Genomic DNA, 23,458 nt, shown 5'->3' with positions numbered 1-23,458 from the left:
TGCCTAGGCCGCGACCGCATCCTTGGCGGCCACCTCGATCTCGACCACCACGCGGCTGGCCGCGACCTGGTCGCCGGTCTTCACGTGCAGCGCGATGACCTTGCCGGCCACCGGCGCGGCGTGGATGTGTTCCATCTTCATGGCCTCGAGCGTGAGCACCGGCTGGCCCGCCTCGACCATGTCGCCGACGGCCGCCATCACCGCGACCACGCGGCCGTTCATCGAGGCGCGCACCTTGCCGTCGCCGCCGGCCTCGCCCTGGCGCGCGGTGGCGGCGCGGGTCTTGTCCTCGACGCGCACCGGGATGCCGCGGTAGTGCAGCAGCAGCGTGGTATCATCTCGGTGGAAGGCCGCACTTTCATAGAGGCCGTCGCAGACGAAGCGCGCGGCATGCTCGCCGATCTCGGCCAGCTCGACGACATGCGCCGCGTCGCCGATCGAGACCTCGAAATGGCGCTGCTGCCGCAGCACGATGCTCGCGCTCACCGCGCTGCCCTCGACGTCGAAGCGCAGCGAGATCGGCAGACTGTGCGTCATGCGCCGGCCGGTCGACGGCGCGCGGCGCGCACCGGTGGTCTCGTAGAGCAGCACGGCCGCGATGGCGGCGACGCGCGCGCGGGCTTCGGTGTCCAGCGCGAGCAGCGCGTCCTGGTTCTGCGCGATGAAGGCGGTGGTGGCGCCGCCGGCCGCGAACACCGCGTGCCCCAGGCAGCGGTGCAGGAAGGCCTGGTTGGTGGTCACGCCCAGCGCCACCGCATCCTCGAGCCCGGCCATCAGCTGGCGCCGCGCGGCCTCGCGCGTGTCGCCATGGCTGATGACCTTGGCGATCATCGAGTCGTAATAGGGCGGAATCTCCCCGCCCGAGCGCAAGGCGTGCTCGACGCGCAATTGCGTCGGCATCTCCCACAGCGCCATGGTGCCGCTCTGGGGCATGAAGCCCTTGTCTGCGTCTTCGGCGCACAAGCGCACCTCAATCGCATGGCCATTGAACGTGACCTGCTCCTGCGTGATCGGCAACGGCTCGCCGCCGGCCACGCGCAGTTGCAGTGCGACCAGGTCGAGGCCGGTGATGGCCTCGGTCACCGGATGCTCGACCTGCAGCCGGGTGTTCATTTCCATGAAATAGTAGCTGCCCTCTGCGTCGAGCAGGAACTCGAGCGTGCCCGCGCCTTCATAGCGGATGGCCTTGACCGCCGCCACCGCGGTGGCGCCCATGCGCGCGCGCAGCTCGGCATTCACGGCGGGCGACGGCGCCTCCTCGATCAGCTTCTGGTGGCGCCGCTGCACCGAGCAGTCGCGCTCGCCCAGGTGGATCGCGTTGCCGTGGCGGTCGGCGAAAACCTGGATCTCGATGTGGCGCGGCTCCACGATGGCGCGCTCGAGGATCACCTCGGGGTCGCCGAAGGCGCTCTGCGCCTCGGAGCGCGCGCTGCGCAGCAGCTCGGGAAATTCCCTGGCCGAGGGCACCAGCCGCATGCCGCGGCCGCCGCCGCCGGCCGTGGCCTTGATCATCACCGGGAAGCCGATGCGCACGGCCTCGGCCGCGAGCCGCTCCTCGCTCTGGTCGTCGCCCTGGTAGCCCGGAATGCAGGGCACGCCGGCCGCCTGCATCAGCGTCTTGGCGCCGGCCTTGTTGCCCATCGACACGATGGCTTCGGCCGAAGGGCCGATGAACACCAGGCCCGCGTCCTGGCAAGCCTGCGCGAAGTCCTCGTTCTCGGCCAGGAAGCCGTAGCCCGGGTGCACCGCGTCGGCACCGCTGCGCTTCGCGGCCTCGATGACCGCCGGGATGTTCAGGTAGGACTGTGCGGGCAGCGGCTCGCCGATGCACACGGCCTGGTCGGCCTCGCGCACGTGGCGCGCGCCGACGTCGGCCGTCGAGTACACGGCGACCGTGCGATAGCCGAGCGCACGCGCGCTGCGGATGACGCGCAAGGCAATCTCGCCGCGGTTGGCGATCAGGATCTTGCGGAAGGGAGTGAGCTGGGAGGTCGAGGCGGTCATGGAACGTACGTCGATGGTTTTTTCAGTGAGCGGACGGGAAGGTGCCCATGAACTTGCTGAGGATCTGGAGCATCACCTCGTCGGCGCCGCCGCCGATCGAGGTGAGCCGGCCGTCGCGGAAGATGCGCGAGATGGGGCTCTCGTCGACGAAGCCCATGCCGCCCCAGAACTGCAGGCAGCCGTCGGCCACCTCGCGGATCACGCGGCCGGCCTTGAGCTTGGCCATGGTGGCGGTGCGCGTGGCGTCCTGCCCGGCCACCACCTCCTCCACGCCCTGCCAGCAGAGGGCGCGCAAGGCGGCCACCTCGGTCTGCATCTCGGCCAGCCGGTAATGCACCCACTGGTTGTCGAGGATCGAGCGGCCGAAGGCGCGGCGCTCGCGCGTGTAGCCGATGGTGGTGTCGATGGCGCGCTGCGCCATGCCGGCGTTGTTGAGCGCGCCCCAGAGGCGCTCGATCTGGAACTGCTCCATCTGGTAGATGAAGCCCATGCCCTCCTCGCCGATGCGGTGGCGCTGCGGCACGCGCACGTCGTCGAAATGGACCTGCGCCGTGTCCGACGAGTGCATGCCCATCTTGCGCAGCTTGCGCGCGACCTGCACGCCCTTGGTCTTCATGGGCACCACGATCAGCGACTTGTTGCGGTGCGAAGCGCCTTCGGAGGTGTTGGCGAGCACGCAGCAGAAGTCGGCCTGCGTGCCGTTGGTGGTCCACATCTTGCCGCCGTTGATCACGTAGTCGCCGCCGTCCTTGCGCGCGGTGGTCTTGATCGAGGCCACGTCGGAGCCGCTGCCGACTTCCGACACGCCCAGGCAGGCCACGTAGTCACCGGCGATCGCGGGCGCGAGGAATTCCGCGCGCAGCTCGGCGTTGCCGCGGTGCGCGAGCGCGGGTGTCGCCATGTCGGTCTGCACGCCGATGGCCATCGGCACGCCGCCGCAGTTGATGTGCGCGAGCGTCTCGGCCATCACCGCGCCGTAGGAATAGTCGAGGCCGGCGCCGCCGTCCTCGACCGGCTTGGTCAGGCCCAGCATGCCCAGCTCACCCAGGCGTTTGAACACCTGGTGAGCGGGAAAGACTTCGGCGCGCTCCCATTCGTCGACATGGGGATTCACCTCCTTGTCGATGAAGCGCTTGAGCGTGTCGCGCAGCGTGGCGTGTTCGGGGGTCAGGTGCATGGCGTACCTCGGCTCGGGTGGCTCAGGGCCGCGCCACCGAGAACTGCATCTTCTGCGGCTCGCGGCGTTCGGCATCGCGGCAGATCGAGAGCACCTTGCTCAGCACCGCGCGCGTGTCGCGCGGGTCGATCACGCCGTCGTCGAGCAGGTGCGCGCTGGTGGTGAACACGCTCATCTGGCTGTCGAAGCGGTCGATGATGCGGCGCTCCATCTCGGCGAGCTTCTCGCGGTCGACCTCACCGCCCTTGCGCTTCATCGCCGCCTCGGTCACGTTGACCATGGTCTGCGCGGCCTGTTCGCCGCCCATCACGGCGGTCTTGGCGTTGGGCCAGGAGAAGCAGAAGCGGGGGTGGAAGCCGCGGCCGCACATGCCGTAGTTGCCGGCGCCGAAGGAGGCGCCGCAGTAGATGGTGATCTGCGGCACGGTGGCGCTGGTCACGGCCTGGATCATCTTGGAGCCGTGCTTGATGATGCCGGCCTCCTCGTAGTCCTTGCCGACCATGAAGCCGGTCGTGTTGTTGAGGTAGAGGATCGGCGTCTTCGACTGGCAGCAGGCCTGGATGAAGTGCGTGGCCTTGGTGGCGCCGGCCGGGTCGATCGGGCCGTTGTTGGTGATCACGCCCAGCGGCATGCCTTCGATCTTGATGTGGCCGACCACCGTCGCGCTGCCGTAGTTCTCGCCGAACTCGAGGAACTCGGAATCGTCGGCGATGCGTGCGATGACCTGCTTCATGTCGACCGGCCGCTTGTGATCGATGGGCATCACGCCCAGCAGTTCCTCGGCGTCGTAGCGCGGCGGCTTGAAGCTGCGCACCGGCTCGGCGGGCATGCCGCGATGCCAGTCGATGTTGGCCAGGATCTCGCGCGCCAGCCGAATCGCGTCGCGGTCGTCCTCGGCCAGGTAGTCGCCCAGGCCCGAAATCGAGGTGTGCATCAGCGCGCCGCCGAGCTCTTCCTCGGTCGCGATCTCGCCGGTCGCGGCCTTGAGCAGCGGCGGACCCGCGAGGAAGGCCCGCGAGCGGCCCCGCACCATGACGATGTAGTCGGACAGGCCGGTCTGGTAGGCGCCGCCCGCGGTGGACGAGCCGTGCGTGACCGTCACCACCGGCAGGCCGGCGGCCGAGATGCGCGCGATGTTGCGGAACAGGTTGCCTCCGGTGACGAACTCCTCGACCTTGTAGGTCATGAGGTTCGCGCCCGCGCTCTCGACCAGCTGCACATAGGGCAGCTTGTTCTCCAGCGCCAGCTCCTGCATGCGCAGCTGCTTGGGGATGCCCATGGGCTGCAGCGCGCCGGCATCGATGCCCGAGTCGGAAGCGTTGACCATCACGCGCACGCCCGACACCCAGCCGATGCCGCCGATCACGCCGCCGCCCGGCACGCTCTTTTCCAGGTCGGGGTTGTCCAGGCCGAGCCCGGCCAGCGAGCCGATCTCGAGGAAGGGCGTGCCCGGGTCGAGCAGCAGCGACAGCCGCTCGCGCGGCAGCAGCTGGCCGCGCTTCTCGAAGCGCTCGCGGGACTTGCCCGAGGTGGCGATGCTGCGCTTTTCGTAGCCGCGGACGCGGTCGATCAGGGCCAGCATGCCGGTGCGGTTCGCCTCGAAGGCCTCGCTGCCGGGGGAAACGTTCGACTCGATGATTGCCATGTGCTGTGGTTCTGCAGGTGCCGGGTGGCGTTTGCGGACTGGTGTATGGGGGTCAGCTTAGGCAAAGGCCAGGAGGCGGTCTTGCGCGAAGTGGCTGCCGCCAACGCGTCGTCCGAGCCCACGCGGCCACTGGACGCAAGCGTGGCCGCCACCGCCGGCGCGCTTGCCGCGCACACGGGCCGCTTCGCCTTCGCGCAGACCGGCGACATCAAGGTCGCGCTGATCGCCGGCAAGCGCGAGATCCCGGCGTCGGAGATCAACCTGCCGATCCGCGACAAGCGCTGACGCGCACCGGCGCTGCGCCTCAACCGCGCAGCGTCACCCGCCACTTCGGCAGCAGCGCGCTCGGCCGGTACGAGCGCTTGCTGCGCCTGAAGCCCGCCAGCCCCATGTCCTGCTCGAAGTTCAGCCAGTGCACCGGCCGCGCGAACACGCGGCAGAAGTGCTGGAACATGTAGGGGTAGATGCCCACGTGGCTGTCGAGCCCCTTGGCGAAGCGCACCGCGAACACGCCGGGCTGCAGTTCCTGCACCAGCAGGAAGGCCACGGGCAGCGCGCCCACGAAATGCACGAAGCCTTCGAAGCCGAAGCGCGCCGCATGGTCGATCGCTTCGAGGCAGGCGCGCTCGTCGGCTTCGCCTTCGCCCTTGCCCTTGTGCGCCATCCAGCCGCGCAGCACCGAGCGCGCCGCCCCGGCCTGCGACGCATCGAAGGGCACGGCCTGTGGCGCGTGTTGCGCGAGGAACTGCCGCACCAGGTTGCGCTTCTTGGCCAGCGCGCGGCCCGCGTAGTCGCGCAGGCTGGCGGCGGCGTAGAGGTAGTCGGAATCGTCCTCCGACGACGCCAGGCCGAAGGCCTCCGACGGCAGCGCGTCGGCCTGTGCGCCGGCCAATGGATAGAGGCAGCCGTGCGTTTGGATCAACGCGCCCAGCACTGCCGCCGGCGCGGTCGCGACGTCGAACAGTGGCATGAAGTGCAGCATGCCGTCATAGGTCCGGCCGGCCACGCCGGGCCAGTCGCCGGGTGCGAAGCGGTAGCCGTGCGCCTCGCGGAACAGATAGAGGTTGGAGAACGCATGGTCCGACAGGCACTGCGCACCGGTGCCGTGGCGCAGCGCGCCGAGCGCGGCCTCGATCCGGGGCTGCAGCGCCAGCGTGATCGGCAGGCCGTTCAATCGGTGTACGCCACCTTGCGCACGCCGGGCGCGGGTGCGTCCGCGGGCTCGCCGGCGAAGCACTGCGCGATCGACAACCATTCGCGCGCCGCCCCGTCGGTGTACGCCAGTCCGGTGTCGGCCAGGTTGCGGCGCTGCGTCACCAGCAGGCAGAAATCGAGCGCCGAACCCGTGACCCGTTCGGGCGACGCCGGGTCGCCCCAGGTCCAGGGTTCGCCACCGTGCGGTGGCTGCAGTTCGACGCAGGGCATCACGTCGGGCACCGGCCGCTTGCGGTTGACGAAGCTCCAGCCGAAGGTGGTGACGCCGATGTGCGCGATGTGGCGCAACCGGTCGCTCGCGGGGCGGCGGCGGCGCGCCACGTCCCATACGTCCTGGCCATGGGCCCAGGTCTCCATCAGGCGTGCGGTCGCGAAGGAGCGCGCACTCATCGACGGGCCGTACCAGGGCAGGCGCGCCTTGGGGTCGAGCACCGCCAGGGCGTCCGTGAGGCGTGCCGAGATCGGCTCCCAGTGGGCCAGCAGGGCCGGGCCGCCGAGGTGCGCGTATTTGGTCCGCGCGATCGTGCTGATCTCGCGGCCGGTGGCCAGCTCGGCCAGCAGCGTGGACGTGTCGTGCGCGAAAGCCTCGGCATCGGTGGCCGAGAGCAGCGCGGTCTCGTCGAAGAAACACAGGTGCGCGACCTCGTCCCAGGGCGTCCAGCCGTGGAAGGCGCTGCGCTCGGCCCACTGGGCGGGGGTGAGCGTGCGGGCCAGGTCGGCCAGTTGCGCGTACTCGGCGCGCAGGTCGTCGATCGTCTGTTTCATCGCGGGGCTTTCCTCTTTTACTCAGACGCCGAGCTGCCGCGCGGCGAGGTCCTTCATGACCTCTTCCGAGCCGCCGCCGATCATCATCACCTTGACCTCGCGGTAGATGCGCTCGCTGCGCGTGCCGCGCATGAAGCCCATGCCGCCCAGCAGCTGTACCGCCTGGTCGGCGCAGAACTGCATGGCCTGCGTGGCCTGCACCTTTGCCAGACAGACGCGCGCCACCAAGTGCTCGGGCCGCGCGAGCCGGTGCTCGATGCGGTAGGCCAGGTCGTAGAGCAGCGCGCGCGCGGCGTCGATGCGCAGCGTCATGTCCATCAGCTTGTGTCGCACCACCTGCCGCTGCGACAAAGTGCTGCCCGCGAGCGTGCGCTGCCGCGTCCAGTCGAGCGCCTCCTGCAGGCAGACCTCGGCATAGCCGCAGGCCAGCGCCGACATGAACAGCCGCTCGCTGTTGAAGTTGTTCATGAAGGTCTTGAAGCCTTTGTTCTCCTCACCCACCAGGTTGGCGACGGGCACGCGGCAGTTGTCGAAGCGCAGGTGCGCGGTGTCGGAGCTCCACCAGCCCATCTTCTGCAGCGCGGTGCGCGTGAGGCCGGGCGTGTCGCCGTCGATGAGCAGCACCGAGATGCCGCCCGCACCCTTGATCGCGGGATCGGTGCGCACGGCGGTGGTGATGAAGTCGGCGCGCATGCCCGAGGTGATGAAGGTCTTCTCGCCGTTGACCACGTAGTGGTCGCCGTCGCGCACCGCGGTCGTGCGCAGGTTGGCCACGTCGGAGCCGCCCGAGGGTTCGGTCACCGCGAGCGCGGCGATCTTCTCGCCGGCCAGCACCGGCGGGATCACGCGGCGCTTGATCGCGTCGCTGCCGGCCTTGAGGATCGGCGGCAGCGCGATGCTGTGCGAGTTGAGCGAGGCCTGCACGCCGCCGCCGCCGCAGCGCGCGAACTCCTCGGCGACCACCAGCTGGTAGAAGATGTCGGCCGGCGTGCCGCCGTATTCCTCGGGGTAGCCCAGGCCCTGCACGCCCATCTCGGCCGCACGGCCGTAGAGCGAACGCGGGAAGGTCTCGGCCTCGTCCCATTCGTTGACGTGGGGCGTGATCTCGCGGGCGATGAAGTCGCGCAGGCCGGCGCGGAACTGCTCGTGTTCGGGCGTGAAATAGAAGGGAAGCGGCGGCGCTTCGAAGAATTCCATGGGGGCTCCTTGTGCTCCGAGGAGGCTAGCTTCGGCCCCTGGGCAGGTCTTGCGCGAAGTGGCTGCGGACAGCGACTGCACGCAAGCCAGGAACGGGGCGCGGTTCTTAGGCTGTGCGCACCCGTCCCACCCAGCCCGCGCCATGACCGAAGCCACCCACACCACCGATTCGCCCCCCTCGCTGCTGCACGCCGCGCTCCACGCTGCGGCGATGCTGCATCCCGACGTCGTCGCCTACATCGACGGCGATCGGCGCTTCTCCTTCGCCGACATGGCGGCAGCGAGCCAGCGGCTGGCGGGCGCACTGCTGCGTCGCGGCCTGGTACGCGGCGACCGCATCGCGCTGCTCTCGCACAACCAGATCGAGTGGCTGCAGCTCTTCTTCGCGGCCGCGCGCATCGGTGTGGCGGTGGTCGCGCTGAGCCCGCGCTACCGCGAGGCGGAGATCGCCTTCATGCTGGCCGACAGCCAGTCGAAGGCGGTGTTCGCCACGCGCGAGATCGACGGCTTCGACTTCCAGGCGATGCTCGAGCGCCTGGCCCCCACGCTGCCCGCGCTGCGCGAGGTGGTCACGCTCGACGGCGAGGTCTTCGCCGCCATGGCGGCCTCGCCGATCTACGAGGCAGCGCTCGGCCGGGCCACGCCCGCGGTGCAGGCCACCGACCTGACGATGGTGATCTACACCTCGGGCACCACCGGCCGCCCCAAGGGCTGTGCACTCACGCATGCCAGCCTGCTCGCGTCGGCGCACGGCCAGTCCCGCCACACGCGCACGCGGCCCGGCGACCTGGTGCAGCTGGCCAACCCCTTCAACCACGTCGGCGGCATCACCTGCGGCATCCTCTCGCAGCTGCTCGCGGGCGGCAGTTGCGAGCTGGTGCCGGTGTTCAAGGCCAAGACGGTGCTCGACATGATCCGCCGCCATCCGCCGGCGATCCTGATCGGCGTGCCGACGATGATGACGCTGCTGCTGATGCACCCGGAGTCGGCGGCGGTCGACCTCGGTTCGGTGCGGCTCGTGATCACCGGCGGCTCCAACGTCGACGCCACGCTGCTCGGCCACCTGCAGCAACGCATGCCGGCGGCACAGATCATGAACCTCTACGGCCTGTCCGAAGCCTCGGGCGCGCTGGTGATGACGCCCTGGCAATGCAACGACGAGGCGCTGATGCACAGCATCGGCGCACCACTCGACGGCGCGCAGCTGCGCGTGATGGGGCCCGACGGTGCCGAGCTTCCGGCGGGCGAGATCGGCGAGCTGCAGTTTCGCGGCCTGGGCGTGGTGCAGGACTACATCGGCGCCGCCGCGGGCCAGGGTGCGTTCGACGGCGGTTGGCTGCGCACCGGCGACCTGGGCTGCGTCGATGCGCACGGGCTGATCACGCTCAAGGGCCGGATGAAGGACATGTACATCCAGGGCGGCTTCAACGTGTACCCGGCCGAGGTCGAGGCATTGATCGCCACCCATCCCGCGGTGGTGATGGTGGCCGGCATCGGCGTGCCCGACCCGGTGCTGGGCGAGATCGGCCGCTACTTCGTGGTGGCCCGCGAAGGCAGCGGCCTGACGGAAGCCGAGGTGCTCGCGCATTGCGTGGGCCGCATCGCCGACTACAAGATGCCGCGCCAGGTGGTGCTGCGCAGCGAACTGCCGCTGACGCCCGCCGGCAAGATCCTCAAGGCGCAGCTGCGCAGCGAAACCTAGTCACTTGGGGGATCGCCGCGCCGGTGCCAGCGCGGGTAGTAGCGCGCGACCGCTGGCCCGTCGCCGGCCAGCGCATGGCAGCCATCGAGCTGGAAGGGCCGCTGGTCCTCGGGCTGCGGCCGGCTGCCCGCGAGGGTCTGGATCACGGCCGTGGCCATGGTCGAGAGCAGCTCGCTCATGTGGGTGCAGCCGCGCACGCCGGTCAGCAGGCGCCGCACGTGGCCGCGAAAGCCCGCGCCCACGCGCAGGCCGATCAGGCCGCGGTAGGCGGGTGCGATGGTGCCGCACATGGCGTCGAAGGGGCCGGCATCGGTGACCGCCTCGACGTCGACGATCAGGGCCTCGGCATCGACCGTCAGGCGCAGCCACATCACGTGGATAGGTTCGCCCGCTGCCCGGCCGCCGCCCGCGAACTGCACGGCCTCGGGCCGCACGTCGACCAGGTGCCCCTCGATGTCGAACAGCCCGTCGCTGCGCTCGTGGCCGCGGATCGTGAGGGTGCGGGTGTGCGCCAGCTTGCGCTCGGCGCGTGGAGGGGACAGGGGCATGGACGATCTCTCGAGGGGCGGATTCTCGGGGGCGGACGAAGGCCGGTCGAAGCATCTTGACGCCCGCCTCCGCGCCCGTCTTGCGCCGAGGCGCTGCGCCGCATCAGCGACTCGGCGCAAGCCCCGCACGAGGGGCTTCGATAAGCTGATCCGAGCAAGGACATCCAATGACGAACACACCCAACACAACGGCCCGCACCGTCCGCATCGGTGGCGCATCCGGCTTCTGGGGCGACAGCATGGTCGCCGCGCCGCAACTGGTGAAGGGCGGCCGCCTCGACTACCTGGTCTTCGACTACCTGGCCGAGACGACGATGTCGATCCTCGCCTCAGCCCGCGCCAAGAACCCCGAGCTGGGCTACGCCACCGACTTCGTCGACATCGCGATGAAGCCGGTGCTGGCCGAGATCCAGCGGCAGGGCATCAAGGTGGTGAGCAACGCAGGCGGCATCAACCCGCACGGCTGCGCGGCCGCGCTCAGGGCGGTGGCCGAGGCGCAGGGCATCACGCTGCGCATCGCGGTGATCGAGGGCGACGACGTGAGCCCGCTGATGCCCGCGCTGCGCGAGCGCGGCACGCGCGACATGTTCACCGGCGAAGCGCTGCCCGAGAAGGTGCTGAGCGCCAATGCCTACCTGGGCGCCGCGCCGATCGCGGCGGCGCTAGACGCCGGCGCGCAGGTGGTGATCACCGGACGCTGTGTGGACAGCGCGGTCACGCTGGGCCCGCTGATCCACGAGTTCGGCTGGCAGCCCGGAGACTACGACCTGCTGGCCTCGGGCAGCCTGGCCGGCCACATCATCGAATGCGGCTGCCAGGCCACGGGCGGCCTGCACACCGACTGGGAGGACATCCCCGACTGGGCCCACATGGGCTACCCGATCGTCGAATGCCACGCCGACGGCAGCTTTGTCGTGACCAAGCCCGAGGGCACGGGCGGCAAGGTGATCAGCGCCAACGTCGCCGAACAGATGCTCTACGAGATCGGCGACCCGGGCGCCTACCTCCTGCCCGACGTGAGCTGCGACTTCCGCGACGTGAATATCACGCAGCAGGGCGAGAACCGCGTGCACGTGAGCCCGGCCAAGGGCCGCGCGCCCACGCCGCAGTACAAGGTCTCCGCCACGCAGCTCGACGGCTTCCGCTGCGCGGGCAGCATGGTGATGATCGGCATCGACGCCGAGAAGAAGGCGCGTCGCACCGCCGAGGCGATCATCGAGCGCACCAGCGGGATCCTGCGCGAGGGCGGCCTGCCGCCCTTCACCTCGACCTACATCGAGGTCATCGGCTGCGAGACGCTCTACGGCCCGCACGCCCGCACGCGGCATGTGCGCGAGGTGATGATGCGCGTGGTGGCCAACCATCCGCAGAAGGCCGCGCTCGCGATGTTCGCGCGCGAGATCGCGCCCTCTGGCACCTCGTGGGCGCCCGGCACCACCAGCCCCGGTGGCGGCCGTCCCGCGGTCTCGCCGCTGATCAAGCCCTTCTCCTTTTTGCTGGACAAGGACGCGGTGCCGCTGAGGTTCGTGCTCGACGGCGAGCCCCACGGAGTGCGTACCGCGCCGGGCGCGAGCGAGGCCGCCGCCCTGCCGCAGCCGATGCCGGCCGCGTGGGACGACCAGGGCCAGCCGCTCGAAGCCGTGCGGCTGGTCGATCTGGCCTACGGGCGCAGCGGCGACAAGGGCAACATCTCCAACATCGGCCTGATCGCGCGCCGCCCCGAATGGCTGCCGCTGCTCTGGGACCGGCTGCGGCCGGAGGTGGTCGAGGCCTATTTCAGGCACCTACCAGCGGGCAAGGTCACGCGCTTCTACCTGCCGGGCACGGCCTCGATGAACCTGCTGGTGCACGAGGCGCTCGACGGCGGCGGCCCCTCTTCGATGCGCATGGACCCCCTGGGCAAGGGCATGGCGCAGATGCTGCTTGATATTGAGATCTTGGTTCCTCAACGCGTCGCACGAGATGCGCGTCGTTTGTAGAGGCCGAGTCCATGGACCACGCCCATTGAGCACCGGCGCTGCCCGAAAGATGAACTTCACGGCAGCAACAGAGTGCAGCGCGCAAAATGCGAATGGTTCTCATCCTCGAGTCTATAATTGACCGAATCCCGTCACGTCCCCCGCTACAGGTCCAGCCGCCGCCACATCTCAGCATCTGCATGACGGGCATTGTCATCGTATTGATTGGGATGTCCCGTGGCCGCGCACCTTTGCAACGAACTGCCGAGTATCGAGAACCTGTATGCCACACACCACGGGTGGCTGCAGGGGTGGCTGCGACGCCGCCTCGGCAACGCGTTCGATGCTGCAGATCTTGCGCAGGATGCCTTTGTGCGTCTTCTAGCAAGTCCCCGCCAGTTCGAAAGCGTGCCGAAGGCTCGCGTCTATCTGCGCACCATGGCCAACGGTCTGTGCATCGATCTGTGGCGCCGGCGCGAAATCGAACAGGCCTGGCTCGACACACTGGCGAATCGTCCGGAAGCGTTGGCTCCTTCGGCGGAACATCAGGCAATGGTGCTGGAGGCGCTGCAGGAGATCGATGTCTTGCTCGGAAGCCTTCCTCTCAAGACGGCGCGGGCTTTCGTGCTGTCGATGGCCTGCCAGATGACGCATCAAGAGGTCGCACAGGAACTGGGTGTCTCCTCACGCATGGTGGGAACCTATATCGCGCAGGCCATGCTCCATTGCATGAAGCTTGAAGCTCGGCATTTGACCGACGGCCGACTGATGACCGTGCTCCCACCGGAAAGCGGCCCTGTTGCGAGACCTTGACAGCGTGAGCCGCCCTCTGGTCCCTGTCGGGGTGGCAGCGACTCAGCCGTCGCATGACGCAATGGAACATGCAGCCACATGGTTCTCCGTGTTGCAGTCCGGTGAGGCGACCGATGTCGACCGCACTCGCTGGCAAACCTGGATGGACAGCAGCGCGGAGCACCGTCAAGCATGGGTCTTCGTCGAACGCATAAGCCAACGGTTCCAGCCCATCCAGGCTAGCCCGGCCCCCCGATTGGCCGTGGATGCCTATGACTCGGCCAACGCTCGGTTGGCCCGACGACGCCTGCTGCTCAGCGTGGCAGGCACGGCAGGGTCGGGGCTTCTTGGTTGGCGCTTGTGGCGTCATACGCCCTTGCCTGACTTGGCGATGGCATGGGTGGCGGACCACCGCACCGGCACCGGCGAGATGCGCCAGACCGCATTGCTCGATGGCACGAATGTATGGCTCAACACCGCGAGTGCCTTCGATCAGTATTACAGCGCCGACTTGCGCCGTTTGAGGTTGCGAACCGGCGAAATCCTGATCGAAACGGCGCCTGACCCAACGCGGCCGTTCGTCGTAGACACTCCCCACGGACGCCTGCGAGCTTTGGGCACGCGCTTCACCACCAGGATGGAGGGCGATGACACCTTCATTGCGGTGTATGACGGTGCCGTGGAAGTGAAAACCGCAGGCAGCGGAGACACGCTACTCCTTCGCGCGGGACGGCAAGCCCGCTTTGATGCCAGCGCGATCGCTGCTGCCGAGCCCGCGGATCCGGCGCGCGAAGCATGGCGCCGAGGGATCCTGCTGGCCAATGGCATTCCCCTGTCCGAAGTCGTCTCCGAACTGCGTCCTTACCATGCCGGACACTTGGCGTTGGCCTCGGAAATCGCCGACCTGCCGGTGCTGGGCAGCTATCCACTCAACGACACGGATCGCGCACTGGCCATGCTTCGTGCTGTGCTACCCATCCAGACGCGCCAACCGCTGCCCTGGTGGACAACCATCGAGGCCCATGCGCCTGAAGCCCGCTCTACGAGGTGATGCGGCCTTTTCGACAGGCCCGTCGTTCTGCCGACGCGATGAGAGCAGTCAGGCACAGATAGTTTTGTAAGGAAGTTCAAAAGAGGACTTCCACATTTTCCCGAGCTGTTCGATTAACACGGCAGGAACTTCAAACCACCGCGCAACGATCCACCCCTCGGCGCCATGCCAGCGGTTCGGTCGCCCAGCCAGACCCCTAAGACTCAAGTCGAAGCCACGGCAGCCCTGGGGGCGCAGTTGCGCGATGGGCAGGAAAGGAGTTCGCGTCTCTGTATTGAATCAATTGAGGAAAAGGGTTTCATGTTCCGCCATCGTTCGCTCTGTCGTTCCGCGCCATCCACCGAAGCGGCCGCTTCGGTGCCCGCTCGTTGTGTGCCCGCGCCCTCATCCGCACTTCTTCATCTGTTGTTGGCCGGCAGCGTGGCTTCTGCAGGCGGCTGGGTATCCCATGCGCAGGCTCAGGGCACCTCTGACCCTACTGCCCGGCGTGCGGAGCAGAGGGCGACTGCAGACACCTCGCGCCGATATGACATCCCGGCGGGCCCGCTCAGCGACGTGCTGACACGCTTCCTAGGTGAAGCCGGCATCCTGGTTGCTGGCTCTATCGACATGGCGCAAAACAAGAAAAGCCTTGGCTTGCACGGCACGTTTACCCCCCAGGCCGGGTTGGCCGCAATACTCAAGGGCAGCGGAGTGCAAGCGATCCCGCAGGAAAACGGGAGCTACCTGCTTGAACGGACTGCAGAAGTTTCTTCGGCGTCAGAATATTCCCTTCGCGAAATCCGAGTCACTGCCCGCCGCGACGGCGAAAGCGAAGGCACCGGCTCCTACACAAGCGAAGCCATCACCGTGGGCAAGACGGCCCAGGCAATGCGCGAACTGCCGCAGTCCGTGTCGGTCCTCACCCACCAGCGACTGGCCGACCAGAACATCACCAGCGTGGGCAAGGCCGCCGAGCAGGCTGTCGGCATTACCGTCCAGGATGGGGAGGACCGCTTCGAGAAAATCTATTCGCGCGGTTTCGAGATCGACAGCATTCAGTTCGACGGTGGCGCTCCCCTGTCCACATCCTCCAGCGTTTATGGCTATGCCACCTACGACCTGGCCGAGTACGACCGCGTCGAACTGTTGCGCGGCGCGGCCGGCCTACTGAACGGCACGGGCAACCCGGGTGGCGCCGTCAACTTGGTGCGCAAGATGCCGACGGTCACACCGCAGTTCGGTGTGACGCTGTCGGCCGGGAGCTGGGACAACTACCGCACTGAAATCGACGCGTCCGGCCCCCTGGCTTTCGACGGGAAATTGCGTGGCCGCGCGGTAGTCGCCTACGAGAAGCGGGACTACTTCTATGACAACAACTCGACCGAGAACCCCTTGTTCTATGGCGTTCTCGAGGCGGATATCGGCCCTCGCGCCGTGCTGACGCTGGGTGCGCGCGAGCAACGCGTGCGCGCCAACGGAACCTCAGCCACGGTGCCGCGATACAGCAACGGTGCCGATATCGGGTTGCCCCGAAGCACGGGGTTGACCACGGACTGGTCGTTCCGCGACATCGATTCGAAAGAGGTGTTCGCCAAGCTGGCCTGGCGCCTGGCCAACCGCTGGACGCTGCGCGCCAACGCCACCCGAACGCAGCAAGAGGGTTATCAGAAGGGCGGCTTCTACCAGGGCGCCGTCGCCCTGAACGGCCAGACCAGCCTGTGGCGCGGCACGACCACTGCGACCTCGAACGAGCAGAGCCTGTTCGATCTGAACCTGAGTGGCGCCTTCGACCTGTTCGGCCGCACGCACGAAGTGCTGCTCGGCGCGGACACCCAGGACATCACCAGCCGCTGGCAGGGCACGCCCGTTCATGCGGGGGCCTTTCCCTCGGGCCGGCCCGTCAACGTCTTCAATCCCGACCTGACGCCCTGGCCCGAGCCCCCCACAGGCAACTGGACGCGAGACTACTCACCGAATGAGCAAAAGCAGTACGGCATGTACGGCACGTTGCGGCTGGAAGTGGCCGACAGGACAAAGCTGATCCTTGGCGCGCGTGCCAACAAGTACAAGTACAACCAGGTCTACAGCACCCTGGGCACGAACGGGGCCTGGTCGGTCAGCAGCATCACGAACTACTCGGAGCCCACCAAGGTCACGCCGTTCGGTGGCCTGGTCTACGACTTCAGCGATACGTGGAGCGGCTATGTGAGTTACGCCGAAATCTACAAGCCGCAGGCCAACCTGAAGGCCGGCCCTGCGCCCGGCACCGGGCTCGATCCGATGCGCGGCAGCAATGCCGAAGTGGGCGTGAAGGGTGAGCTGCTCGATGGACGGCTCAACGCCGCCTTTGCGATCTACCGCATCGTGCAGGACGGGCGCGCCGTTCGCGACCCGAACTACACGTCGTCCAGCTCGGCTTTCGCCGGAAGCTGCTGCTACCTGGCCCAGGGCAAGGTCATCAGCCAGGGTTTCGATGCGGAGGTCAACGGCGAGGTCGCGCGCGGCGTGAACCTGACCGCGGGCTACACCTACAACGACAACCGCAACAAGACCGAGAACGCGGCCTTCAGCACGATCACACCGCGGCATCTCATCAAGCTGTGGGGCACCTGGCAACTCCCCGACGTGCTGGCAGCGTGGAAGATCGGCGGCGGCGCGACGGTCCAGAGTGCGCAGTACGTGAAGGGCACGGCGGCGGGCTTCAACGCCGCGACCGGGCAGTACAACGGCCCGTCGGTCGCGTACGACTACACACAAGCCGGATATGCCGTGTGGAACGCCATGGCCGAGTACCGCGTCAACCCACAATGGACGGTCACGCTGAACGTCAACAATCTGTTCGACAAGACCTACTACCGCACACTGGCCGGTTCGTCCGGCGGCAACTTCTACGGCGAACCGCGCAACGTGATGGTGACGCTGCGCGGCAAGTTCCGATGATGGTCGACTCTCCCAAGCAGCCGCCGAATCGTCATCCATGAAAGAGGGATTTCGCCAGTGCATGGCCTGGCTGCATACCTGGGCTGGCCTGACCGTTGGTTGGGTGCTGTTTTTTGTGTTCGTTACGGGGACGGCCGGCTACTTCTCTCACGAGATCGACCGCTGGATGCGGCCGGAACTTCCGCTCGCGCCGGCGCCTTCCGCCGACATCTCCGGCATGGTCGCAATGGCCCAGGCACACCTAGAGAAAGTAGCGCCGGGAGCGCAGTTCTGGAGCATCGACCTACCGGGCAGTCGTGCGCAGCCGCAGCTCGAGGTGTCTTGGCAGGGGACGGGTGCCTCTCGCGGCCAACGGGGCCGCGCGCAGCGCGCCGCGCTAGATGCGGCGACCGGCGACACGGTGTCTGCGCAGAAGGTGCGACAAACCGGTGGCGGCCAGTTGCTCTATCGGATGCACTATGAGCTGCGCTACATGCCTTACGACGTCGCGATACGGCTTGTGGGCATCTGCTCCATGTTCATGCTGATCGCCATCCTCAGTGGCATCGTCACGCACAAGAAGATCTTTGCTGACTTCTTCACGTTTCGACCAGGAAAGGGCCAGCGCTCGTGGCGCGATGCGCACAATCTCATCAGCGTCACCTCGCTGCCTTTCTTCCTGATGATCACCTACAGCGGGTTGGTGTTCTTCATGTACGAATACATGCCCGCCGGCAGGTCCGCCGCTTATGGTGTCGGGCCGGAGAGCCGCCAGCAATACCAGGGCGAACTCCTGCCAGCCAACCGGGCCCGGCCCTTGGGGCAGCCCACGACGCTGGCTCCGCTGGTCGATGCGATGCGCACGGCAGAGCATCAATGGGGGGCAGGACGCGTGGGTAGTCTCTGGGTGCAATATCCGGGCGATGCAGCCGCCATCGTGACCGTGCGCGCGCGGGCGGAAGGTGGCCCGGACATCGCCCCCCCAAGCTTGCGGTTCCGCGGTGCCACCGGCGCGCCGGTCGACGAAGCGCCGGCGTCGGCGGCTCGCCAGACCCAGATGACGCTGCTGGCGCTGCACGAAGGGCTCTTTGCCGGTGCGCTGCTGCGCTGGGCGTACTTCCTCGTGGGCCTGCTGGGCTGCGCCATGATCGCAACCGGCCTGGTGCTGTGGACGGTCAAGCGCAAGGTCAAGCAGGACAAGCTGCAGAAGGCCGGCCGGCGCCCCGAGTTCGGCTTCCGGCTGGTGCAGTGCCTGAACATCGGCGCCATCGCGGGCCTGCCCGTGGCCATCGCCATCTACTTCTGGGCCAACCGCCTGATCCCGGCGGACTTCGCGGGTCGGCGCGATTGGGAAGTGCACGCGATGTTCATCGCCTGGGCTGCGATGCTGGTCTATCCGGCTTTCCGCCCTGCGCTGCGCGCCTGGGTCGACGAACTCTGGATCGCGGCCGGCGTCTTTGCGCTGCTGCCTGTGCTCAACGCGCTGACCACACACCGGCACCTGGGCGTGACGCTCCCCGCGGGCGACTGGGTGCTCGCGGGCTTCGATCTCACCGCCCTGACGCTGGGAGCGTTCTTCGCCATGGCGGCGCTCCGGGTGCGGCGAAGGCTTCACGCCGGCGCCGTCCAGCCCCGGGCGGCGCGCCCAGTGTCTGCGCCTCGCATCGAGTCGCCCCCGGCAGAGGCAACGTGACGCTGCGCCCGATTTCCTTCCCCCGTTTTTCCTTTCGTCTTCTCTCTCAATCCAAGGACCCATCCATGTTCAAGAAATCCATCCTCACCCTGGCCCTCGCATCCGGCGCTCTGGGCGCCCAAGCCCACCAGGTCTGGCTGGAGCGTGATGCCGCCGGCCCGGTGCGCGTCTATGTCGGCGATGCCGACGATGCGCACGACACTGGCGAATCTGTCGCCAAGTTGGCCGCCACCACGCAGGTATTCACCACGGACCCCAAGAGCCTGGCCAAGCTCGCCGTCAAGGAGGACTACTTGGAAGCAGCAGTTTCTGGCGCAGCCGACGTGCGCCTGTACAACGACCAGGTCTTCAAACCCTGGAAGGGACGCGACGGCAAGTTCCAAGCGGCTGTGTTCACTTCGCGCGCCGGCCGAAGCGACACCCAGGCGGTGCTGGACTTCGAGCTGGTGCCGGTCACGGCCAATGGCAACACCTTCACGCTGCTGTTCAAGGGTCAGCCGCAAGCAGACAAAAAAGTGACGGTGGTCACGCCCGACAAGTGGACCAAGGGCTTCAAGACCGACAAGGCCGGCCGCATCGAGGTGTCGGTCAAGGACAAGGGCCGCTACATCCTGATCGGAACGCATGAGGCGCCGGCGGTGGGCGAGGTGGAGGTTGCCGGCCAGAAAGTCGAGAAGCTCGGCTACACGACCACGCTGAGTTTCGTGGCGCAGTGAGGGCGATGAGCGTACCGATCCGCTCCCTTCTGTGCAGCGAGAGTGCCCGCTACCGCTGGCACGTGGTCAGCCGCGTGCTGGCCGCCGCCGTGGGCGGCTATGCGCTCGCGGCGCTCTTTACCGCAGCGCTGGCGCTGCTGCTGCCGCGCATCTCCGATGCATCGCGCGCGGAGTCGGTGCTGACAGCCACGCTGTGGAGCTTCGCAATCTACGCGGTGGTACTGATGTGGGTCTTCACCCCGCGCAGCGCCACGCGGGCCTGGCTCGGGCTGGCTGCCAGCGCGGCCGTGCTGGGCGTGCTGCTGCTGATTCTGAAGCGCGTGGCATGAGCAGCGCATTCGCATCGTTCACCGCGCCCGCCCTGTGCTTTGCCGGCATGGCTGCGTTGAGTCTGGCGATCGACCGGCACTACGCGCAACTGACGGGCCGCGACGAGCCTTCGCGCCGGCATCGAATCGGCTTGCGCATCGCGGGCTGGCTGCTGCTGGCGCTGGGCCTCTGGCGCTGCATCGCCGGCTCGGGTTGGAGCGTGGGCCTGGTCCTGTGGTGCGGCTTGCTCACGGCGGGCGCCATGCTGGTCGCCTGGACGCTGCTCTACATCCCACGCTGGACCGCAGGTGCGGCCATCGCATCGGGCGCCGTCGTCATGCTGTCCCTCATCACGGGATGAACGAGGTGGAGAAGCGGAAAGCGTCAGCGCATGGCCTCTTGACCACGGCCGAACACACAGATGTCGAAGACGTGGCGCAGCATGTGGAACGGCACTCGCCATGAATGCCTATTGCCGGTGTCGACGGTGGCGGTGCGCTGGTTGATGCGCACGACGATGCCCACCTGAGGCTGGAGGTATTTAACCATCGAGCGAGACCTTCTCGGCGCAATGGAAGTCACCACGCGCGGGGATGTTCTGCGGTGGCGCGGGGCGCGCAGATTCCGTCGCCGCCGGGCGAGAAGGATCTGGTGCCTCTATTGCCCTGCAGGTTCAAGCTGACCACCCTGTTGCGCGAAGTGGAGCAGGCGCGCTCCGCGGTCATTGGGGCGGCAGCACGTCCGCGACTCTTTGGTGCGCCATCGCCTCACAGGCAGGCGGCAGTGCAAGTGTGGAGAGCCGCGCGTTGAGTTCTGCTTGCCGTGCTCGGTCGAACGATTGCGTCGCTTTGAGATGGGCAAGGTATCCGGCTACACGTGGGGTGAAATCAACGCCTAGGGTCAGCCATTCTCGCGAGGAACCTACTTAGTGAGAGTTGCCCTTATGAATTCGACCACTTCGCGTTCGACCTCGCGAGCTGCCGCCGGGTCAGGAGTGATTTGGACCCATGCGCCCTTTCCATCCTTTGCCCAATCATCTTTGATGGAAGACGCCTTGACACCGTCAAAGCCATGCGTAGCGCCCTCAACCAACCTTTGGAACCGACGCTCAGTCGGTCTTTGCGCCAGCCTGGAACCAGCGGCCGATCAGCGCGCGTTCCGCGTCGGTCATCTGCGTGGCGTTGTTCATCGGCATGATCTTCGTGACCACCACCTGCTGGTACACCGCCTGTGCATGGGCCGTGATCTGGTCGGGCGTGTCGAGCCGCACGTTCTTCATCTGCACAGCCGCGCCGTGGCACATGTAGCAGCGCTGCTCCAGCACCTTCTGCACGTCGCCGAAAGCCACCTTGGGCACCACGGCGCCGGCCACGGGCGCGGCCACCGGCTCGGGCTTCATCCAGACGATGGTCAGGCCCAGCACCGCGATGCCGAACAGCGCGTAAGGCAGCGGATGGCGCGCATTGCCCAGCTTGAAGCGGTGACGCACCACGAAGAACTGGCGAATGGCCGCGCCGCCCAGCATGATCAGCAGCAGCACGACCCAGTTGTACTTGTGGGTGTAGGTGAAGCTGTAGTGGTTGCTCAGCATCGCGAACAGCACCGGCAGCGTGAAGTAGGTGTTGTGCACGCTGCGCTGCTTGCCGCGCTGGCCGTGCACCGGGTCGACCGGCCGGCCCTCGCGCAACGCCTGCACGTTCTTGCGCTGGCCCGGGATGATCCAGAAGAACACGTTGCCGCTCATGGTCGTGGCCATCATGGCACCGACCAGCAGGAAGGCCGCGCGGCCGGCGAACCACTGGCAGGCCAGCCAGGTCGCGAACACGATGAAGAGGGCGATCAGCACGCCGACGATGGTGTCGCCGTTCTTGCGTCGCCCGAAGATCTGGCAGATGCCGTCGTAGACGATCCAGAACACCACGAAGAACGCGAGTGCCACCGAGATCGCGGCACCCGGCTCCCAGTCCATCTTGCTCTTGTCGATCAGGTAGGTGCTGGCGTTCCACAGATAGGACATCGTGAACAGCGCGAAGCCGGTGAGCCAGGTCGAATAGCTTTCCCAATACGACCAGTGCAGGTGGTCGGGCACCTTCTTGGGCGCCAGCGTGTACTTCTGCATGTTGTAGAAGCCGCCGCCGTGCACCGCCCATTGCTCGCCGCCGACGCCCTTGTCGAGCGACTCGGCGTCCTGCGGTTTCTCGAGGCTGTTGTCCAGCATCACGAAATAGAAGGAGGCACCGATCCAGGCGACGGCGGTGATGACGTGGACCCAGCGCAGCAGCAGGTTGGCCCAGTCGAGGTAGTAGCTTTCCATGCTCAACCTTGTCGGCGCGTGGGTGCGCCTTGTGAGAGTTTGAATCTGCTCACCACTGCGGGCGCTGTAAGCAGATGAATGGCCGCGAACGCAGGTCTGGCGACCTCGCTCCGCTGCGGCTTGTTGTGGACCAAAGTGTATACACAATCTCGGCGTGGTTGGTGGTTTTTAGGGGCAGGGATTTACCGGATCGCATTGCACAATTCGGGCCACCTTCACTCAGCAACATTCCCCCATGGCAGCCACAGGCCGAGACCGGCAGATCGACAACATCGAGTTCAACGTCGCGGACATCGCGCGCAGCAAGGCTTTCTATGGCGCCGTGTTCGGCTGGTCCTTCACCGACTACGGTCCGACCTACACCGAGTTCAGCGACGGCCGGCTGACCGGCGGCTTCACCACCGGCGAACCGGTGCGCCCCGGCGGCCCGCTGGTGATCCTGTACGCCGACGATCTGGCCGAGACGCAGCGGCGCATCGAGGCTGCGGGCGCGACGATCTCCCGGCCGGTGTTCGCATTCCCGGGCGGCCGACGCTTCCACTTCGTGGACCCCGACGGCTACGAACTGGCGGTCTGGTCGACGCCCTGAGCCGGCCCGGCCGGGCTCACTGCATCAGCAGTTGCGCCGCCACCGCGACCGCGATCACCTCGGGCTCCTTGCCCTCGATGCCCGGCACGCCGATCGGGCAGGTGATGCGCGCCAGCTCCTCGGGCGTGAAGCCGCGCGCCTCCAGCCGGTGACGGAAGGTCGCCCACTTGGTCTTGCTGCCGATCAGGCCCACGAAAGGCAGGTCGTCGCGCGCACGCAGGCGCTGCAGGCAGGCCACCACCACGTCGAAGTCCTCGGCATGGCTGAAGCTCATGATCAGCACGCGCGAGCCCGGCGCCAGCCCGGCCACCGCGCCCTGCACCGGCTCGGAGTGTTCGGTCTCGATCTGCACCGGCAGCGCGGGCGCGAACACGCCCTCGCGGCTGTCGATCCAGCGCACCGAGAACGGCAGCGTGGCCATCAGCCGGGCCAGCGCGGCACCCACATGGCCGCCGCCGAACAGCGCGACCGGCTTGAAGTGCGCGCCGAGCTCGCGGGTCAGCACCGGCACATCGCACGCGGTGACCCGCTGGAAGGCCAGGAACACCACGCCGCCGCAGCATTGACCGAGGCTGGGACCCAGAGGGTAGCGGCGCACGGTCTCGATCGGGTCTCCGCCGGCCAACCAGGCACGCGCCTCCTGCACCGCCTGGAATTCCAGCTGGCCACCGCCGATGGTGCCGGTCAGGTCGCCCTGCCAGACCGCCATCCAGGTGCCGGCCTCGCGCGGCACCGAGCCCTGTGTCGACGCGACGCGCACCAGCACCGCGGCCTCGCGGCCGAGGCGCTGCAGCAGTTGGTCGAGGGCCGGGATCATCGCGGGATTGTCCTCCCGGATCACACGCCGTTGCGTGCGCCAGGCGTATGCACGGTATAACAACG

General features: G+C 67.5%; 21 protein-coding genes. 11 read left to right on the top strand and 10 right to left on the bottom strand.

Annotated features, from left to right (window positions below):
- Positions 1–3: 3 nt before the first annotated feature.
- Genes ACSFBC_RS17715 through ACSFBC_RS17705 form a run of 3 tightly spaced genes read right to left on the bottom strand, consistent with a single transcriptional unit; the run spans position 4 to position 4,826 of the window.
- Entirely contained in the window at positions 4–2,004 is a 2,001-nt protein-coding gene (locus tag ACSFBC_RS17715) for an acetyl-CoA carboxylase biotin carboxylase subunit (protein ID WP_435511652.1), read from the bottom strand.
- A 22-nt stretch (positions 2,005–2,026) separates the two neighbouring features.
- Positions 2,027–3,181, bottom strand: coding sequence for an acyl-CoA dehydrogenase family protein (locus ACSFBC_RS17710; protein WP_435511651.1), 1,155 nt, complete (start codon positions 3,179–3,181; stop codon positions 2,027–2,029).
- 22 nt (positions 3,182–3,203) lie between these two features.
- Complete coding sequence (locus ACSFBC_RS17705) at positions 3,204–4,826, bottom strand: acyl-CoA carboxylase subunit beta (protein WP_435511650.1); 1,623 nt, start codon at positions 4,824–4,826, stop codon at positions 3,204–3,206.
- Positions 4,827–4,907: 81 nt separating this feature from the next.
- Here ACSFBC_RS17705 and ACSFBC_RS17700 point away from each other — a divergent pair, with 81 nt between their 5' ends.
- Positions 4,908–5,111: a hypothetical protein gene (locus tag ACSFBC_RS17700; RefSeq protein WP_435511649.1), complete on the top strand. Its 204-nt coding sequence runs from the start codon at positions 4,908–4,910 to the stop codon at positions 5,109–5,111.
- A gap of 19 nt (positions 5,112–5,130) precedes the next feature.
- Here the strand turns inward: ACSFBC_RS17700 and ACSFBC_RS17695 are convergent, their stop codons facing one another.
- The 3 genes from ACSFBC_RS17695 to ACSFBC_RS17685 are packed head-to-tail and all read right to left on the bottom strand — an operon-like array spanning position 5,131 to position 8,003.
- Positions 5,131–6,000 (bottom strand): phosphatidylglycerol lysyltransferase domain-containing protein, encoded by an 870-nt coding sequence (locus tag ACSFBC_RS17695; protein WP_435511648.1) that lies wholly within the window; start codon positions 5,998–6,000, stop codon positions 5,131–5,133.
- Positions 5,997–6,806 (bottom strand): TIGR03084 family metal-binding protein, encoded by an 810-nt coding sequence (locus ACSFBC_RS17690; protein ID WP_435511647.1) that lies wholly within the window; start codon positions 6,804–6,806, stop codon positions 5,997–5,999. The genes ACSFBC_RS17695 and ACSFBC_RS17690 overlap by 4 nt, the downstream gene beginning before the upstream one ends.
- 21 nt (positions 6,807–6,827) lie before the next feature.
- Positions 6,828–8,003 carry an acyl-CoA dehydrogenase family protein gene (locus tag ACSFBC_RS17685; protein ID WP_435511646.1) on the bottom strand — a complete coding sequence of 392 codons (1,176 nt, stop codon included), beginning with the start codon at positions 8,001–8,003 and terminating at the stop codon, positions 6,828–6,830.
- Positions 8,004–8,145: 142 nt separating this feature from the next.
- On the opposite strand from ACSFBC_RS17685, the gene ACSFBC_RS17680 reads away from it, so the two are divergent.
- Entirely contained in the window at positions 8,146–9,705 is a 1,560-nt protein-coding gene (locus ACSFBC_RS17680) for a class I adenylate-forming enzyme family protein (protein WP_435511645.1), read from the top strand.
- Here ACSFBC_RS17680 and ACSFBC_RS17675 read toward each other — a convergent pair.
- A complete protein-coding gene (locus ACSFBC_RS17675; RefSeq protein ID WP_435511644.1) occupies positions 9,702–10,253 on the bottom strand; it encodes a DUF2889 domain-containing protein in 552 nt (183 codons plus the stop codon). The genes ACSFBC_RS17680 and ACSFBC_RS17675 overlap by 4 nt on opposite strands.
- A gap of 167 nt (positions 10,254–10,420) precedes the next feature.
- On the opposite strand from ACSFBC_RS17675, the gene ACSFBC_RS17670 reads away from it, so the two are divergent.
- The 8 genes from ACSFBC_RS17670 (at position 10,421) to ACSFBC_RS17635 (ending at position 20,034) form a co-directional block, all read left to right on the top strand.
- Positions 10,421–12,232 (top strand): acyclic terpene utilization AtuA family protein, encoded by a 1,812-nt coding sequence (locus ACSFBC_RS17670; protein WP_435511643.1) that lies wholly within the window; start codon positions 10,421–10,423, stop codon positions 12,230–12,232.
- Between the two features lie 216 nt (positions 12,233–12,448).
- Positions 12,449–13,024: a sigma-70 family RNA polymerase sigma factor gene (locus ACSFBC_RS17665; protein ID WP_435511642.1), complete on the top strand. Its 576-nt coding sequence runs from the start codon at positions 12,449–12,451 to the stop codon at positions 13,022–13,024.
- Positions 13,025–13,085: 61 nt separating this feature from the next.
- Positions 13,086–14,054 (top strand): FecR family protein, encoded by a 969-nt coding sequence (locus ACSFBC_RS17660; RefSeq protein WP_435511641.1) that lies wholly within the window; start codon positions 13,086–13,088, stop codon positions 14,052–14,054.
- A gap of 300 nt (positions 14,055–14,354) precedes the next feature.
- Positions 14,355–16,976 carry a TonB-dependent siderophore receptor gene (locus tag ACSFBC_RS17655; protein ID WP_435511640.1) on the top strand — a complete coding sequence of 874 codons (2,622 nt, stop codon included), beginning with the start codon at positions 14,355–14,357 and terminating at the stop codon, positions 16,974–16,976.
- Between the two features lie 37 nt (positions 16,977–17,013).
- Positions 17,014–18,648: a PepSY-associated TM helix domain-containing protein gene (locus tag ACSFBC_RS17650; protein ID WP_435511639.1), complete on the top strand. Its 1,635-nt coding sequence runs from the start codon at positions 17,014–17,016 to the stop codon at positions 18,646–18,648.
- Complete coding sequence (locus ACSFBC_RS17645; protein WP_435511638.1) at positions 18,645–19,364, top strand: nickel uptake transporter family protein; 720 nt, start codon at positions 18,645–18,647, stop codon at positions 19,362–19,364. Before ACSFBC_RS17650 ends, ACSFBC_RS17645 begins: the two co-directional genes overlap by 4 nt.
- A gap of 5 nt (positions 19,365–19,369) precedes the next feature.
- Complete coding sequence (locus ACSFBC_RS17640) at positions 19,370–19,693, top strand: DUF3649 domain-containing protein (RefSeq protein WP_435511637.1); 324 nt, start codon at positions 19,370–19,372, stop codon at positions 19,691–19,693.
- Positions 19,690–20,034, top strand: coding sequence for a DUF3325 domain-containing protein (locus ACSFBC_RS17635; protein WP_435511636.1), 345 nt, complete (start codon positions 19,690–19,692; stop codon positions 20,032–20,034). Before ACSFBC_RS17640 ends, ACSFBC_RS17635 begins: the two co-directional genes overlap by 4 nt.
- Before the next feature lie 23 nt (positions 20,035–20,057).
- On the opposite strand, the gene ACSFBC_RS17630 is transcribed toward ACSFBC_RS17635, so the two are convergent.
- Together ACSFBC_RS17630 and ACSFBC_RS17625 are read right to left on the bottom strand one after the other, a co-directional pair.
- Positions 20,058–20,222, bottom strand: a complete 165-nt coding sequence (locus tag ACSFBC_RS17630; protein WP_435511635.1) for a hypothetical protein — start codon at positions 20,220–20,222, stop codon at positions 20,058–20,060.
- A gap of 559 nt (positions 20,223–20,781) precedes the next feature.
- Positions 20,782–21,987 carry a urate hydroxylase PuuD gene (locus ACSFBC_RS17625; RefSeq protein ID WP_435511634.1) on the bottom strand — a complete coding sequence of 402 codons (1,206 nt, stop codon included), beginning with the start codon at positions 21,985–21,987 and terminating at the stop codon, positions 20,782–20,784.
- Between the two features lie 235 nt (positions 21,988–22,222).
- On the opposite strand from ACSFBC_RS17625, the gene ACSFBC_RS17620 reads away from it, so the two are divergent.
- The gene (locus tag ACSFBC_RS17620) at positions 22,223–22,576 is read left to right on the top strand and encodes a VOC family protein (protein WP_435511633.1); all 354 of its coding nucleotides are present in this window, start codon (positions 22,223–22,225) and stop codon (positions 22,574–22,576) included.
- A gap of 16 nt (positions 22,577–22,592) precedes the next feature.
- On the opposite strand, the gene xdhC is transcribed toward ACSFBC_RS17620, so the two are convergent.
- Entirely contained in the window at positions 22,593–23,393 is an 801-nt protein-coding gene (gene xdhC / locus ACSFBC_RS17615; protein WP_435511632.1) for a xanthine dehydrogenase accessory protein XdhC, read from the bottom strand.
- Positions 23,394–23,458: the final 65 nt, after the last annotated feature.

The sequence above is a fragment of the Variovorax frigidus genome (genome assembly GCF_051216515.1).
Taxonomy (GTDB): Bacteria; Pseudomonadota; Gammaproteobacteria; order Burkholderiales; family Burkholderiaceae_C; genus Variovorax.
Note: the sequence above shows the minus strand (reverse complement) of the source record. Positions and strands in the feature narration are given on the sequence as shown.